12 protein-coding genes are annotated in these 13,656 nt (G+C 70.5%); 3 read left to right on the top strand and 9 right to left on the bottom strand.

Features of this window, described 5'->3' with window-relative positions:
* Positions 1-56: 56 nt before the first annotated feature.
* The 3 genes from ABZ070_RS29460 to ABZ070_RS29450 all read right to left on the bottom strand — a co-directional run bounded on the left by ABZ070_RS29460 (position 57) and on the right by ABZ070_RS29450 (position 3,241).
* Entirely contained in the window at positions 57-1,082 is a 1,026-nt protein-coding gene (locus tag ABZ070_RS29460) for a 6-phosphofructokinase (RefSeq protein WP_356638386.1), read from the bottom strand.
* A 154-nt stretch (positions 1,083-1,236) separates the two neighbouring features.
* Positions 1,237-1,965, bottom strand: a complete 729-nt coding sequence (locus ABZ070_RS29455) for a glutamine amidotransferase (RefSeq protein ID WP_356638385.1) — start codon at positions 1,963-1,965, stop codon at positions 1,237-1,239.
* Between the two features lie 37 nt (positions 1,966-2,002).
* On the bottom strand, positions 2,003-3,241 hold the full coding sequence (locus ABZ070_RS29450; protein ID WP_356638384.1) for a MurT ligase domain-containing protein: 1,239 nt from the start codon (positions 3,239-3,241) through the stop codon (positions 2,003-2,005).
* 127 nt (positions 3,242-3,368) lie between these two features.
* Here ABZ070_RS29450 and def point away from each other — a divergent pair, with 127 nt between their 5' ends.
* Positions 3,369-3,935 carry a peptide deformylase gene (gene def / locus ABZ070_RS29445; protein ID WP_356638383.1) on the top strand — a complete coding sequence of 189 codons (567 nt, stop codon included), beginning with the start codon at positions 3,369-3,371 and terminating at the stop codon, positions 3,933-3,935.
* 163 nt (positions 3,936-4,098) lie between these two features.
* On the opposite strand, the gene ABZ070_RS29440 is transcribed toward def, so the two are convergent.
* On the bottom strand, positions 4,099-4,734 hold the full coding sequence (locus tag ABZ070_RS29440) for a TetR family transcriptional regulator (protein WP_356638382.1): 636 nt from the start codon (positions 4,732-4,734) through the stop codon (positions 4,099-4,101).
* Positions 4,735-4,899: 165 nt separating this feature from the next.
* Between ABZ070_RS29440 and ABZ070_RS29435 the strand changes: the two genes are divergently transcribed.
* Positions 4,900-6,129, top strand: a complete 1,230-nt coding sequence (locus tag ABZ070_RS29435; RefSeq protein ID WP_356638381.1) for an acyl-CoA dehydrogenase family protein — start codon at positions 4,900-4,902, stop codon at positions 6,127-6,129.
* 103 nt (positions 6,130-6,232) lie between these two features.
* On the opposite strand, the gene ABZ070_RS29430 is transcribed toward ABZ070_RS29435, so the two are convergent.
* From ABZ070_RS29430 to ABZ070_RS29420, 3 genes are all read right to left on the bottom strand, one after another.
* A complete protein-coding gene (locus ABZ070_RS29430) occupies positions 6,233-6,718 on the bottom strand; it encodes a glutathione peroxidase (RefSeq protein WP_356638380.1) in 486 nt (161 codons plus the stop codon).
* A 112-nt stretch (positions 6,719-6,830) separates the two neighbouring features.
* Positions 6,831-7,706, bottom strand: coding sequence for an acyl-CoA thioesterase II (locus ABZ070_RS29425; protein ID WP_356638379.1), 876 nt, complete (start codon positions 7,704-7,706; stop codon positions 6,831-6,833).
* A gap of 18 nt (positions 7,707-7,724) precedes the next feature.
* The gene (locus ABZ070_RS29420; RefSeq protein ID WP_356638378.1) at positions 7,725-10,238 is read right to left on the bottom strand and encodes a DUF3516 domain-containing protein; all 2,514 of its coding nucleotides are present in this window, start codon (positions 10,236-10,238) and stop codon (positions 7,725-7,727) included.
* Positions 10,239-10,359: 121 nt separating this feature from the next.
* On the opposite strand from ABZ070_RS29420, the gene ABZ070_RS29415 reads away from it, so the two are divergent.
* Positions 10,360-11,151 (top strand): metal-dependent hydrolase, encoded by a 792-nt coding sequence (locus tag ABZ070_RS29415; protein WP_356638377.1) that lies wholly within the window; start codon positions 10,360-10,362, stop codon positions 11,149-11,151.
* A gap of 79 nt (positions 11,152-11,230) precedes the next feature.
* On the opposite strand, the gene ABZ070_RS29410 is transcribed toward ABZ070_RS29415, so the two are convergent.
* Both ABZ070_RS29410 and ABZ070_RS29405 read right to left on the bottom strand, forming a co-directional pair.
* Positions 11,231-13,012, bottom strand: a complete 1,782-nt coding sequence (locus ABZ070_RS29410; RefSeq protein WP_356638376.1) for an ABC transporter ATP-binding protein — start codon at positions 13,010-13,012, stop codon at positions 11,231-11,233.
* The coding region (locus ABZ070_RS29405; RefSeq protein WP_356638375.1) for an ABC transporter ATP-binding protein at positions 13,009-13,656 on the bottom strand (648 nt) is incomplete at its 5' end. The genes ABZ070_RS29405 and ABZ070_RS29410, both read right to left, overlap by 4 nt.

The raw sequence follows: 13,656 nt of genomic DNA, 5'->3' as shown, positions 1-13,656 counted from the left end.
GTCGCTGCTGCGACCGGGGGCGGTTCGTAGGGATCCGGATGGATCCGCGGGTCGGATCAGAGGACCGTCTCGGCCTCGTCGTAACGGTCCTCGGGAACGGTCTTCAGCGTCTGCGTCGCCTCGGCGAGCGGCACCATCGTGATGTCCGTGCCGCGCAGCGCCGTCAGCATGCCGAACTCGCCGCGGTGCGCGGCCTCCACCGCGTGCCAGCCGAAACGCGTGGCGAGGACACGGTCGTAGGCGGTGGGCGTTCCGCCGCGCTGGACGTGGCCGAGGATCACCGGACGCGCCTCCTTGCCGAGCCGCTGCTCCAGCTCGACGGAGAGCTGACGCGCCACGCCCGCGAAGCGCTCGTGGCCGTAGATGTCCTTGCCGCCCTCGTCCCACTGCATCGAGCCCTCACGGGGCTTCGCGCCCTCGGCGACGACCACGATCGCGAACCGCTTGCCCGCCTCGAACCGGGCGCCGACCCGACGGGTCAGCTCCTCGATGTCGAAGGGCCGTTCCGGCACCACGATGGCGTGCGCGCCGGCGGCCATGCCCGAGTGCAGCGCGATCCAGCCGGTGTGCCGGCCCATGACCTCGACGATCAGGACGCGCTGGTGGGACTCGGCGGTGGTCTTCAGACGGTCCAGCGCCTCGGTGGCCACACCGACGGCGGTGTCGAAGCCGAAGGTGACGTCGGTCGACGCGATGTCGTTGTCGATCGTCTTGGGCACACCGACGATGGGGAGACCGGCCTCGGACAGCAGATTGGCCGCCTTGAGGGTCCCCTCGCCGCCGATCGGGATGATGGCGTCCAGACCCAGGTCGGCCACATGCCCCTTGGCGCGTTCCACACCGTCGCGCAGATGCGCCGGCTGGACCCGGGAGGAGCCGAGGATCGTGCCGCCACGGGCCAGGATGCCACCCACCGCGTCCAGATCCAGCTTGCGGTAGTCGCACTCCAGGAGGCCCTTCCAGCCGTCGTGGAATCCGATGACCTCGTCGCCGTGATCGACGACGGCACGGTGTACGACGGAACGGATGACGGCGTTCAGTCCGGGGCAGTCGCCGCCGGAGGTGAGCACACCAATGCGCATAGCGCGAATACCTTTACAACGTGGGCGGACTCCCGGACCACGTCGTCCGGTTGGATCCCCGCCACCCTACCGGCGTCGGGTGGCGGGTCAGAAACGGGCGTCCGACTGGTGGGACCGCGCCCACCCGGCTCCGCTCAGCTGAGCGAAGGGCCCATCAGGCGGGCTGTGTCGCGGCCGCGATCCGCTCGGCGCGCAGTGCCTCGTACCACCGGTCGTCGGTCGGCGGCAGCGCGTTCACGTCGAGCGCCAGCTTCAGCAGCAGATCGGCGATCTGCGGATTGCGGGCCATGACGGGGCCGTGCATGTAGGTACCGAAAACGGTGTCGTTGTACGCGCCCTCCGTACCGTCGCCGGTGCCGTTGCCCCGGCCGAAGACGGTACGGGCGAACGGGCGCGCCGTCGGACCGAGGTGTGTGATGCCCTGGTGGTTCTCGAAGCCCGTCAGCTGGGGCAGCCCCAACTGCGGGTCGATGTCCGCCAGTACGTCACCGACACAGCGGGCGCCCTCGCCGCGCGTGGAGACCACGTCGATGAGACCGAGGCCGGGCTCGCGCTCACCGAGGTCGTTGATGAACTCGTGGCCGAGGATCTGGTAGCCGGCGCAGACCGAGAAGATGATGGCGCCGTTCGACGCCGCCCGGCTCAGCCCGCCGTCGCGGCGCAGCCGCTCGGCCGCGAGCCGCTGCGGGCGGTCCTCGCCGCCGCCGATCAGATAGATGTCGCCGGAGGTCGGCACCGGCTGGTCGCTGCGCACGTCGATGCGCATCACGTCCAGGCCGCGCTGCCGGGCCCGCCGCTCCACGACAAGGGCGTTGCCCTGGTCGCCGTAGGTGCTCAGCAGGTCCGGGTACACCCAGACCAGACGCAGACTGCTGTCACTCATGCTCGTAGTCCTCAAGTCCTTGTCTTCCGGCCGTGGATCAGTTGCCGACGCGGCGGCGAACGTCCTGGAAGGCGGTGTAGTTGGCGATCAGCTCGATCCGGCCGGGCGGCGCCGACTGCACCGCCTCGTCGACCGACTCGCACACCCGGAAGTCCAGACCGGCGACTTCCAGCCGGACCGCGAGGTCCAGCCGGCGGTCGCCGATCACGAAGATGGGGTGCCCGGCGAGCCGCGTGTAGTCGACGTCCCACAGCCAGGAGGTGTCCGTGCCGTCCGCGCCGCGGGCGTTGACGGAGAGGATCACCGGCGTCGGCGGCGGGTCGATCAGGGAGAACGTCTCCAGCCATCCGGCCGGGTTCTTGGCCAGCAGCAGCCGCACATCGCGGTTGAGGAAGGACACGACGTCGTACCGGCCGGCCACGGCCTGCACCTGGTACATGCGCTCCAGCGCCACCTGCGGCGGGACACCGAAGCAGGCGGCGACCGCGGCGGAGGTGGCGGCGTTGGCCTTGTTGGCACGGCCGGGCAGCTGGAGGTGGATCGGCCAGGCCGAGCCGTGCGGGTCGATGACATGGTCGCCGCTGAGCACCCAGCTCGGGGCGGGGCGGCGGAAACCGCACTCGCCGCAGAACCAGTCGTCACCGGGGCGCTGCATCACACCACCGCAGGACGGGCAGGACCAGGCGTCGTCCTTCCACTCCTGGCCGGCCGCCACCCACACCACATTCGGGGAGGAGGAAGCCGCCCACACCACCAGCGGGTCGTCGGCGTTGGCGATGACCATCGCCTTCGAACCGGAAAGACCCTCACGCCACTTCTCGGCCAGCATCCGCGTCTCCGCCGCGCGGTCCAGCTGGTCACGGGAGAGGTTGAGCAGTGCGATGGCCTTGGGCGTCACATCCCGGGCCACGCCGGCGAGGTATTTCTCGTCCACCTCGATCACACCGAACCGGGCGTCGGAGCCGCCGGCCAGTGCCGACGTGATGCCCGCCGGCATGTTGGCGCCGAGTGCGTTCGACACCACCGGGCCGCTGGCGCGCAGTGCCTCCGCGATCAGCCGGGTCGTGGTGGTCTTGCCGTTGGTCGCAGAAACGAGGACCACGTCCAGGTGCTGCGCCAGCCTCCCCAGCAGGTCGGGGTCGAGCTTGAGCGCCACCCGGCCGCCGATCACCGATCCGCTGCCGCGTCCGGCGGCGCGGGACACCGCTGCTGCGGCCTTGCCCGCCGTCACGGCCAGCTTGGCTCGCGGCGTCAGGGGCTCCGAGTTGCCTGACATCGTCCTTGGTCCTCCTTGCATCGGTCCGGACTCAGCCTATCCAGCTCCGGTCGGCCGCCCGCACCGCGGCACCGTCGGAAAACGTGGAGGTCACGCGCGAACGTACGGGGAACGTACGCTGGACGCCATGCGAAACCGGCCGATCCCCGGCAGTTCCGGACGCGTGAGGCCGATGAGCCTGCTCGCGGATCCGGCGCTGCACGCCCCGTGCGAGACCGTCACCGACTTCGGCACCGCCCTCGCGGAGCTCGTCGAGGACCTGTTCGCGACGATGTACGCGGCCCAGGGCGTCGGCCTCGCGGCCAACCAGGTCGGGGTGGGTTTGCGGGTGTTCGTCTACGACTGTCCCGACGACGAGGACGTCCGCCACCTCGGACACATCGTCAACCCCCGTCTGGTGGCGGCGGACGGCGTGGTCGTCCGCGGCCCGGAGGGCTGTCTGTCGCTGCCGGGCCTGGAGGCCGGCACGGAACGCTTCGACCGTGCGGTGGTGGAGGGCGTGACGAAGGACGGCGAGCCGGTACGGGTGGAGGGCTCCGGGTTCTTCGCGCGCTGCCTGCAGCACGAGTGCGACCACCTGGAAGGAGCGATATACGCAGACCGCCTCACGCGCCGGCGACGCCGCTCCCGCCTGGCGCGCGCGGCGCGCAAGGCGTCGTGGGCGACGCCGGAACGGGTGGCGCGGCTGCAGTGAGCGGGCGGGGCGCCGGCTGCCTGCCGGCCCGTTCCCGACGGGGGCAGGCCCCCCGGTCGTGTACCGCGTCCGCGCGGTGTCCGGCCGGCCGCGCCCGCACGGCGGCGAGGCCCCCTGCGGGCGTGGGGCCCACACGGATCCGGCCTGATCCGAACGAAAGACCCTAGAAGCCCGGTCCGTCCGCTCTGTCCTCGACCTGGAAGAGGCGGCCGCACAGCAGGTCCGTCAGGCTCGTCACCAACTCCGCTCGCGAACACTGCCGTTCGCCCAGCCACCAGTCCCCGGCCGCATGCATCATGCCGACGATGCCGTGACCCCACACCCGGGCCACCATCTCGCCGCCGGGGCCGAGGTCGACGCGGTCGGCGATCACCTTGCCGAGTTCCTCGCCGAGGCGGCGCAGCAGCGGCGCCGAGTGGCGTCCGACGTCGAAGCCGGCCTCCGAGGGCTGGCTCTCCTCCGCCGGGTGCATGAGGAACCGGTACACCTGGGGACGCGCCTCGATCGCGGCGAGATACGTGTCGAGCGTGCCCGCCACCCGCTGGCGGCGGTCGACGTCCGCGTCCACCGCCACCTGCAGGGCCCTGAGCAGCGCGTCGGTGTGGCGCTTGGCGAGCGCCCGGTAGAGCCCGCTCTTGTCTCCGAAGTGCCGGTAGAGGATCGGCTTGGTGATCCCGGCCTCCGCGGCGATGGCGTTCATGGAGGCGTGGGGGCCGTCCCGGAGCACGACCCGGTCGGCGGCCTCGAGGAGCTCCCGACGGCGCTGGTCCGCCGACCGCTGCTGTTGTGTGGTCTCCATGTGATTCTCCCCGCCCGGACGATTGCGTGACGCCTGCGCAAAGTAACACCCTGCCAGTCCGCACACATGATCGGGCCATGGCTGGTTGACAGGTGCTACCAGTCGGTAACACACTTCGGTTACCGCAGGTAACATGCACGCCATCGCCGCAGTACTGGAGGGGACATGGCCGAGTTCACGCTCGATCTCAACGACGACCAGAAGCAGGTCCGTGACTGGCTGAACGGATTCGCCAGGGATGTGATGCGTCCGGCCGCCGCCGAGTGGGACGAGCGTGAGGAGACCCCCTGGCCAGTCATCCAGGAGGCCGCCAAGATCGGAATCTACTCCCTCGACTTCTACGCCCAACAGTTCTTCGACCCCACCGGTCTCGGCATCCCCATGACGATGGAGGAGCTGTTCTGGGGCGATGCGGGCATCGCGCTGTCGATCGTCGGCACCGGACTCGCCGCCGTCGGCGTCATCGCCAACGGCACCGAGGAACAGATCGGTACCTGGATCCCCCAGATGTACGGCGATGCCAACGATGTCAAGGTCGCCGCCTTCTGCTCCTCCGAGCCCGACGCCGGCTCCGACGTGGCGTCCATGCGCACACGCGCCGTGTACGACGAGGCGAAGGACGAGTGGGTCCTCAACGGCACCAAGACCTGGGCGACCAACGGCGGCATAGCGAACGTCCACGTCGTCGTCGCGCTCGTCGACCCCGAGCTCGGCTCAAAGGGCCACGCCTCGTTCATCGTTCCGCCGAACACCCCCGGGCTGTCCCAGGGGCAGAAGTTCAAGAAGCACGGCATCCGCGCCTCGCACACCGCCGAGGTCGTCCTCGAGGACGTCCGGATTCCCGGCAGCTGCCTCCTCGGCGGCAAGGAGAAGCTGGACGAGCGCCTGGCGAGGGCCCACGAGCGGGCGAAGGCCGGTGGCGGCGAGAGGGTGAAGAACGCGGCGATGGCCACCTTCGAGGCCTCCCGCCCCGCCGTCGGCGCGATGGCGGTCGGCACCGCCCGCGCCGCGTACGAGGTCGCGCTCGACTACGCGAAGACCCGTGAGCAGTTCGGCCGCCCGATCATCGACAACCAGGGCGTCGCCTTCCAGCTCGCCGACATGCGCACCCAGATCGACGCGGCGCGTCTCCTGGTGTGGCGCGCCTCGTGGATGGCGACCGCCGGCAAGCCGTTCACCTCCGCCGAGGGCTCCATGTCCAAGCTGTTCGCCAGCGAGACCGCGAAGAAGGTCACCGCCCAGGCCATCCAGATCCTCGGCGGCAACGGCTTCACCCGCGAGTACCCGGTGGAGCGCATGCACCGCGACGCCGCGATCTACACGATCTTCGAGGGCACCAGCGAGATCCAGCGTCTGGTGATCGCCCGGACCCTGTCGGGCATGCCGATCCGCTGACACGCCAGGAGAGCACGAAGGCTCCGGTCCCGCAGGGGACCGGAGCCTTCCGCGTGTGCTCACAGCGTGCGTGCGCGAGGCGGGTCGCTCAAGGCACGTGTGCTCAGGCGGGCAGCCGCGCCTCGATCGCCGCCAGGACCTCGGGGGACTCCGGCTCGGTGCGGGGACGGAAGCGGGTGACCTCACCCTGGGGCGAGATCAGGAACTTCTCGAAGTTCCACTGGACGTCGCCCGCCTCGCCCTCGGCGTCCGCGACCTTCGTCAGCTCGGCGTACAGCGGGTGCCGGTCCGCGCCGTTCACGTCCGTCTTCTCCAGGAGCGGGAAGGTCACCCCGTACGTCGCGGAGCAGAAGGTCCCGATCTCCTCGGCAGTGCCCGGCTCCTGCCCGGCGAACTGGTTGCAGGGCACGCCCAGCACGGTGAAGCCCCGCTCGCCGTACTCCTTCTGCAGCCGCTCCAGGCCCGCGTACTGCGGCGTCAGCCCGCACTTGGAAGCCACGTTCACCACGAGCACCGCCTTGCCGCGGTGATGGGCGAGCGAGGTCTCCTCGCCGGTCAGCGTGCGCAGCGGGATGTCGTAGAGGGACATCAGGGACTCCTTCGTGCCTGTGTTGGTCAGTTGGTTCAGTTGGTCGGTCGTCCGCCGGTCTTCCTGCGGCGTGCTCGGTGCGACAAGCATGCAGCACCGGGCCGTGGACGCTTCACTCGCCCGCGATGGGGCGGAACAGTCCCTCCTGCACCACGGACACCAGCAGCCTTCCGTCATGGTCGTAGATCCGCCCGCGGGCGAGCCCCCGGCCGCCGGTCGAGATCGGCGACTCCTGGTCGTACAGGAACCACTCGTCGGCCCGGAACGGGCGGTGGAACCACATCGCGTGGTCAAGCGAAGCCATGTCGAAGCCCCGGGGCCCCCACAGCGGCTCGACGGGGATGCGCACCGCGTCCAGCAGCGTCATGTCGCTCGCGTACGTCAGCGCGCACGTGTGCACCAGCGGGTCGTCGCCCAGCGGGCCCACCGCGCGCATCCACACCGCGCTGCGCGGGTCCGCGTCCTTGATCTCGTCGGCCGTCCAGCGCAGCCGGTCGACGTAGCGGATGTCGAACGGCTGACGGCGCGCCATGCGCTCCAACGCCTCGGGCATCGCGCCGAGGTGCTCGCGGATCTCGGTCGCGACCGTCGGCAGCGACTCGGGGTCCGGGAAGTCCAGCCGCGGCGGCAACTGGTGCTCGATGCTGCCGGGCTCGGGACGGTGGAAGGACGCCGTCAGATTGAAGATCGTCCGGCCCTCCTGCACGGCGGTGACCCGGCGGGTCGTGAACGACCGGCCGTCCCTGACCCGTTCGACCTGGTACACGATCGGCACCCCGGGGTGTCCGGGCCGCAGGAAATACGCGTGCAGCGAGTGGACGGGACGCTCGCCGTCGGTGGTCCGCCCCGCGGCGACCAGGGCCTGGCCGGCCACCTGGCCGCCGAAGACACGCTGCAACGACTCGTTCGGACTGAGCCCGCGGAAGATGTTGACCTCGATCTGCTCCAGGTCGAGCAGATCGACCAGACGCTCGGCCGGATTCGTCATCGGAATCTCTCTCCCCTGTCAGAGCTGACCGACGGACGTGACGCGCACGACCGCCAGGCCCGCCTCGTCGGAGGCCGCGAGGTCGACCTCCGCGCTGATACCCCAGTCATGGTCGCCGTTCGGATCGGCGAACGTCTGCCGCACACGCCACAGACCGTGCGCCGGGTCCTCCTCGATGGCGAGGAGCTTCGGCCCGCGGGCGTCGGGGCCGGTGCCCAGGTCGTCGTACTCGTCCCAATACGCGTCCATCGCCTCGCCCCACGCGTCCTCGTCCCAGCCGGACTCCGCGTCCAGCGCGCCGAGCTCGGCGACGTGGTCGAGGGCCGCCAGCTCCACACGGCGGAACATGGCGTTGCGGACCAGGACGCGGAAGGCGCGGGCGTTCGCCGTGACCGGCTTGACCTGGTCGGCCTTCTCCTGGGCCTCCTCGGCCGTCTCCACCTCCGGATTGGCCAGCTGCTCCCACTCGTCCAGGAGACTGGAGTCGACCTGGCGCACCATCTCGCCCAGCCAGGCGATCAGATCCTCCAGGTCCTCGGTCTTCAGATCGTCCGGGATGGTGTGGTCGAGCGCCTTGTACGCGCTCGCCAGATAGCGCAGCACGATGCCCTCGGTGCGGGCGAGCTCGTACCAGGAGGTGAACTCCGTGAAAGTGAGGGCCCGTTCGTACATGTCGCGGATGACGGACTTCGGCGAGACCGGATGGTCGGCGACCCAGGGGTGCGACTTCTTGTAGACGTTGTACGCGTGCCACAGCAGCTCTTCGAGCGGCTTCGGGTACGAGATGTCCTGGAGGCGCTCCATGCGCTCCTCGTACTCGACGCCGTCGGCCTTCATTTTGCCGACCGCCTCGCCGCGCGCCTTGTTCTGCATGGCGGCGAGGATCTGCCGCGGATCGTCCAGCGTCGACTCGACGACGGAGACCATGTCCAGGGCGTACGAGGGGGACTCCGGGTCCAGCAGGTCGAAGGCCGCGAGGGCGAATGTCGACAGCGGCTGGTTCAGCGCGAAGTCCTGCTGGAGATCGACGGTGAGCCGGATGGTGCGACCCTCCGCGTCGGGCTTCTCCAGTTGCTCCACCACTCCGCCGTCCAGCAGTGAGCGGTAGATGGCGATGGCCCGGCGGATGTGGCGCAGCTGCGCCTTGCGCGGCTCGTGGTTGTCCTCGAGCAGCCGGCGCATCGCCTCGAAGGCGTTGCCCGGCCTGGCGATCACCGAGAGCAGCATGATGTTGGTGACCCGGAAGCGGGAGGTCAGTGGCTCCGGCTCGGAGGCGATCAGCTTTTCGAACGTGCTGTCCGACCAGGCGACGAAGCCCTCGGGGGCCTTCTTCCTGACCACCTTGCGGCGCTTCTTGGGGTCGTCACCGGCCTTCGCGAGCGCTTTCTCGTTCTCGATGACATGCTCGGGCGCCTGCGCGACGACAAAGCCGGCGGTGTCGAAACCGGCCCGGCCGGCACGCCCCGCGATCTGGTGGAACTCCCGCGCCCGCAGCGTCCGCACCCGGTTGCCGTCGTACTTGGTGAGCGCGGTGAACAGCACCGTGCGGATGGGCACGTTCACGCCGACGCCGAGCGTGTCGGTGCCACAGATGACCTTCAGCAGACCGGCCTGGGCCAGCTTCTCCACCAGCCGCCGGTACTTGGGCAGCATGCCGGCGTGGTGCACGCCGATGCCGTGCCGCACGAAGCGGGACAGGTTCTGGCCGAACTTGGTGGTGAAGCGGAAGTTGCCGATCAGCTCGGCGATCTTGTCCTTCTCCTCGCGCGAGCACATGTTGATGCTCATCAGCGACTGCGCCCGCTCCACGGCCTGCGCCTGGGTGAAGTGCACGATGTAGACGGGCGCCTGCTTGGTCTCCAGGAGCTCCGTCAGCGTCTCCGTGATCGGCGTCAGCCGGTACTCGTACGACAGCGGAACCGGCCGGGTCGCCGACCGGACCACGGAGGTGGGGCGGCCGGTGCGGCGCGTCAGGTCCTTCTCGAACATCGACACGTCGCCGAGCGTCGCCGACATCAGGATGAACTGTGCCTGTGGCAGTTCGAGCAGCGGGATCTGCCAGGCCCAGCCGCGGTCGGGCTCCGCGTAGAAGTGGAACTCGTCCATCACGACCTGGCCGATGTCGGCGTCCTTGCCGTCACGCAGCGCGATCGAGGCCAGCACCTCCGCCGTGCAGCAGATGACCGGGGCGTCCGCGTTCACCGACGCGTCGCCGGTCAGCATGCCGACGTTCTCCGTGCCGAACAGCTTGCAGAGGTCGAAGAACTTCTCGGAGACGAGAGCCTTGATCGGCGCCGTGTAGAAGGTGACCTGGTCATTCGCCAGCGCCGTGAAGTGCGCACCCGCCGCGACCAGGCTCTTCCCGGAGCCGGTGGGTGTGGAAAGGATCACGTTCGCCCCCGAGACCACCTCGATCAGGGCTTCCTCCTGAGCCGGATAGAGCGTGATGCCCTGGCCCTCCGCCCACGAGGAGAAGGCCTCGAAGAGGGCATCGGGGTCGGCGTCTGGCGGCAGCTGATCGATAAGGGTCACGCCCCCATCTTGCCTGGCGCGGCCCCCGGGACGGGAACCGGCCGCCGAGGGGCAAGATCGCGAAAGGTACGCTGACCTGTCAACTGGGGTTCGGGACAAGAACAATGGGGCGGGAACGCACATGATGGGACCTGCGCACTCTCTGTCCGGGGCGGCTGCCTGGCTGGGGGTGGGCGCGGCGACGGCTGCCGCCGGCCATCCGATGCCCTGGCCCGTCCTCGTCGTGGGAGCACTGATCTGCGCGGGAGCGGCGCTCGCACCGGATCTGGACCACAAGGCGGCGACCATCTCGCGGGCCTTCGGCCCGATCTCACGCGGACTGTGCGAGATCGTCGACAAGCTCTCGTACGCCGTCTACAAGGCGACCAGGAAACCGGGCGACAAGCGCAGGACCGGGGGCCACCGCACCCTCACGCACACCTGGCTGTGGGCGGTGCTGATCGGCGGGGGTGCGTCCGCCCTGGCGGCCCTCGGCGGACGGTGGGCGGTCCTCGCCCTCCTGTTCGTCCACATGGTGCTCGCGGTGGAGGGCCTGCTGTGGCGAGCCGCACGGGTCTCGAGCGACGTCCTGGTGTGGCTGCTCGGCGCCACCACCGCGTGGATCCTGGCCGGCGTCCTCGACAAGCCGGGCAATGGTTCGGACTGGCTGTTCACCGCGCCCGGCCAGGAGTACCTGTGGCTGGGCCTCCCCATCGTCCTCGGAGCCCTCGTCCACGACATCGGCGACGCCCTGACGGTCTCGGGGTGCCCGATCCTGTGGCCCATCCCGGTCGGCAACAAGCGCTGGTACCCGGTGGGCCCGCCGAAACCGCTGCGCTTCCGCGCGGGCAGCTGGGTGGAGCTGAAGGTCCTGATGCCGGCGTTCATGCTGCTCGGGGGCGTGGGCGGGGCGGCGGCGCTGAACTTCATCTGACGGCCGCCCCGCCAGACCCCGCCGCACCAGGGCCTCTCGGGACCCCAACGCTGATCCGGCCTGATCCAAACGAAAGACCCTAGCCGTGCCAGGAGCGCCACAGCGCCGCGTACGCCCCCTGCGCCGCGACCAGCTCGTCATGGCTGCCCAGCTCACTGATGCGGCCGTCCTCGACCACCGCGATCACGTCCGCGTCGTGCGCCGTGTGCAGCCGGTGCGCGATGGCCACGACCGTACGGCCCTGAAGGACCCGTGAGAGCGAGCGCTCCAGGTGGCGGGCCGCCCGCGGGTCCAGCAGCGAGGTCGCCTCGTCCAGGACCAGGGTGTGCGGGTCCGCGAGGACCAGGCGGGCGAGGGCGATCTGCTGGGCCTGGGCGGGGGTCAGGGAAAGTCCTCCCGACCCGACCTCCGTGTCCAGTCCGTCGTCCAGCGCGCGCGCCCACCCGTCGGCGTCGACCGCACCGAGTGCGGCCCACAGCTCGGCGTCCTGCGCGGAGGAACGAGCCAGCAGCAGATTGTCGCGGAGCGCGCCCACGAAGACGTGGTGCTCCTGGTTGACGAGCGCGACATGCTCCCGCACCCGCTCCGCCGGCATCCGGGACAGCTCGGCCGCGCCGAGGGTGACGTGCCCGGTGCGCGGGGCGTAGATGCCCGCGAGCAGCCGGCCGAGCGTCGACTTGCCCGCCCCGGACGGGCCGACGAGAGCCAGCCGGGTGCCCGGCGGCACGTCCATGGACACGCGGTGCAGGACGTCGACGCCCTCGCGGTACCCGAAGTGCACCTGGTCGGCGCGGACGTCACGACCGTCGGGGCGCAGGCGCCCGTCGCCCGCCGCCGGTTCGATCTCCCGCACGCCGACCAGCCGCGCCAGCGACACGTGCGCCACCTGGAGCTCGTCGTACCAGCGCAGAATCAGGTTCACCGGGTCGACCATCATCTGCGCGATCAGCGCACCCGTGGTCAGCTGCCCGACACCGATCCAGCCCTGCAGCACGAACACGCCGCCGATCATCAGCACCGAGGCGAGCACGGTCGCATGGGTGATGTTGATGACCGGAAAGAGGACCGACCGCAGATAGAGCGTGTACCGCTCCCAGGACGTCCATTCCTTGATCCGCCGGTCGGAGAGCGCCACGCGGCGCGCCCCGAGCCGGTGCGACTCGACCGTGCGTCCCGCATCGACGGTCTCGGCGAGCACCGCGGCCACGGCCGCGTATCCCGCTGCCTCCGAACGGTACGCGGAAGGCGCGCGCTTGAAGTACCAGCGGCAGCCGACGACCAGCACCGGCACCGCCACCAGCACCGCGGGTGCGAGCGGCGGCGCGGTCACCGTGAGCCCGCCGAGCAGCAGCACGATCCAGAAGACGCCGATCGTCAGCTGCGGCACGGCCTCGCGCATCGCGTTCGCCAGCCGGTCGATGTCCGTGGTGATACGGGAGAGGAGGTCTCCTGTCCCGGCCCGCTCGAGCACGCCCGGGGGCAGCCCCACGGAACGCACGAGGAAGTCCTCCCGCAGATCCGCCAGCATCCGCTCGCCGAGCATCGCCCCGCGCAGCCGCACCAGACGGACGAAGAACGCCTGGACCACGAGCGCAACCGCGAACAGGGCGGCGGTGCGCTCCAGATGGAGATCACGCGCCCCGTCCGCCGCCTTCTCCACGAGGGAGCCGAGGAGCCACGGGCCCGTCATCGAGGCGACGACCGCGACCGTGTTGACGGCGACGAGGACCGTGAACGCCCGGCGGTGGCGCCGCAGCAGCTCGCTCACATACGCCCGGACGGTGGCCGGCGACCCCACCGGCAGGGTGGTCGCCGTGCGCAGAGCCGCCGGGTCGTACTCCGGTGGCGCCAGGCCGATCATGCTGTCTCCTCGATGTCGTCGCTGTCGGCCGTCGGCTGGTCGAATCCCACGCCCGCATGGCCGCGTTGGGCGCCCACGAGACGCTGCTCCGCCTCGGTCTCCCGGGTCACGACCGCTCGGTACCGGGGCTCGGTGTGCAGGAGTTCGCGGTGCACGCCCTGGGCCACGACCTCGCCCTCGTGGACCAGGACGACGTGGTCGGCCCGGTCGAGCAGCAGCGGCGAGGAAGTGAACAGGACCGTCGTGCGTCCCGCGCGCAACTTCCGTACGCCTTCGGCGATCCGGGCCTCCGTGTGCGAGTCGACGGCAGACGTCGGCTCGTCGAGCACCAGCACCTCAGGGTCGGTGACCAGCGAACGCGCCAGCGCGAGGCGCTGCCGCTGGCCGCCCGACAGGGAGCGGCCGCGCTCGGTGACGGGTGCTGCCATCGGGTCGTTGTCCAGGGAAGCCTGCGCGAGCGCGTCGAGCACGTCGCCGCACTCCGCCGCCGCCAGGGCCCGGTCCGCCGCCACCGCGCCGGACGCCGGCACTTCCAGCAGCTCCGCGAGAGTCCCCGACAGCAGGACGGGGTCCTTGTCCTGGACGAGGACGGCGCCACGGGCCGCGGCGAGCGGCTGCTCGTCCAGTGCCACACCACCGAGAAG

Origin of the sequence: Streptomyces sp. NPDC006283 (genome assembly GCF_040613325.1) — a bacterium.
Classification (GTDB): Bacteria; Actinomycetota; Actinomycetes; order Streptomycetales; family Streptomycetaceae; genus Streptomyces.
This window is presented reverse-complemented; position numbering and strand designations above follow the sequence as displayed.

Bases quoted from the DNA above. Each gene is read 5' to 3' on its own strand.
- ABZ070_RS29460 (WP_356638386.1), bottom strand. From the start codon at position 1,082: ATGCGCATTGGTGTGCTCACCTCCGGCGGCGACTGCCCCGGACTGAAC.
- ABZ070_RS29455 (WP_356638385.1), bottom strand. From the start codon at position 1,965: ATGAGTGACAGCAGTCTGCGTCTGGTCTGGGTGTACCCGGACCTGCTG.
- ABZ070_RS29450 (WP_356638384.1), bottom strand. From the start codon at position 3,241: ATGTCAGGCAACTCGGAGCCCCTGACGCCGCGAGCCAAGCTGGCCGTG.
- def (WP_356638383.1), top strand. From the start codon at position 3,369: ATGCGAAACCGGCCGATCCCCGGCAGTTCCGGACGCGTGAGGCCGATG.
- ABZ070_RS29440 (WP_356638382.1), bottom strand. From the start codon at position 4,734: ATGGAGACCACACAACAGCAGCGGTCGGCGGACCAGCGCCGTCGGGAG.
- ABZ070_RS29435 (WP_356638381.1), top strand. From the start codon at position 4,900: ATGGCCGAGTTCACGCTCGATCTCAACGACGACCAGAAGCAGGTCCGT.
- ABZ070_RS29430 (WP_356638380.1), bottom strand. From the start codon at position 6,718: ATGTCCCTCTACGACATCCCGCTGCGCACGCTGACCGGCGAGGAGACC.
- ABZ070_RS29425 (WP_356638379.1), bottom strand. From the start codon at position 7,706: ATGACGAATCCGGCCGAGCGTCTGGTCGATCTGCTCGACCTGGAGCAG.
- ABZ070_RS29415 (WP_356638377.1), top strand. From the start codon at position 10,360: ATGATGGGACCTGCGCACTCTCTGTCCGGGGCGGCTGCCTGGCTGGGG.
- ABZ070_RS29410 (WP_356638376.1), bottom strand. From the start codon at position 13,012: ATGATCGGCCTGGCGCCACCGGAGTACGACCCGGCGGCTCTGCGCACG.